Annotated in this window: 1 protein-coding gene and 1 tRNA gene; one reads left to right on the forward strand and one right to left on the reverse strand. The window is 44.7% G+C overall.

The genetic code is table 11. From position 1 onward, the window contains the following. A partial coding sequence (locus ACS8FD_RS16715; protein WP_439276668.1) for a DNA/RNA non-specific endonuclease occupies nt 1-689 on the reverse strand: 689 nt, incomplete at its 3' end. A 173-nt stretch (nt 690-862) separates the two neighbouring features. On the opposite strand from ACS8FD_RS16715, the gene ACS8FD_RS16720 reads away from it, so the two are divergent. Next, nucleotides 863-953, forward strand: a tRNA-Ser gene (locus ACS8FD_RS16720). The last annotated feature ends 83 nt before the right edge of the window (nt 954-1,036 follow it).

Genomic DNA, 1,036 nt, shown 5'->3' on the forward strand with positions numbered 1-1,036 from the left:
ACATCAATGCCTGTCTTGGCTGTTAACTCATCAACGCTGATGATTTCTATACGCTCGGATTCATCGTTGGGAGCATAATATACACCTGCCTGATTGGTTGCTGGAATATAAACCGCCTTAAAAAAATGACTGGGTACCAATACTCGTCCAGCGAGCTGTTTAGTTTTTTTATTGGTAAATGCAACTCCTGTGACCGTATAAACTTCACCATATTGCTGCGTTAAGTAACGCGTAGCAGATTCAATATTGCGCCAAATATAGCGGTTATTGCGTGGTGACTGCGGGGCGATGTTGGCCAAACTAAAGCTGTCGTATTGCTGGCTGCGTGTGGCCATATCGGCATTGGGTGCCAGATGGCCGCGATCGTAACCAGAACCTGAATAATCTGACAGTGAAGCACGCGCTGACTTCGGCACTCGGCTTTCTTCATGAAAGCTGTCTTCGCGGTCGATGTCTTTGGCTTGCTGCAAGCGCTTTCGAGTCAAATGTTCTGCTGACCAAAGTGGTGTACGTGACACCTCTGAATACATGACGGCAAAACCGTCCATACAAAGTGGCTGAGTCTTGGCGCTAAGCTTATCATTAGTAAACTCAGGGTAGATACCGCCATAAAAAGACTGGTTACATTGAGTGAATTCAGCTGCTTGCGCCGATGATAATCCTACTACAATGACAAATATCGCCATCATTGTGCTGTCTTTTAAAATGTCTTTATATTTGCCAAAACTTATCATGCAGCTTTCAACCGTCTATGCTCGCTATTACGTATACGCTATCCTAGCAGGGGTGTAGCAATAAAGAAAGATAAGGCGTAAGTGGTGACATTTTAAATGTTATCCGCTATACTAAGCCGTCTAAAAACGGTGAAGTGGGTGAGTGGCTGAAACCGCACGCCTGGAAAGTGTGTATACGTTCATAGCGTATCGAGGGTTCGAATCCCTCCTTCACCGCCAATCTTATTTAATTCTAGTTTTCCTACGTTGTCCCACTCTCTCCTAAATACCCTTACAAACCTTCATATATAACGCTTCTAGCG

Source organism: Psychrobacter sp. 1U2 (assembly GCF_051847575.1).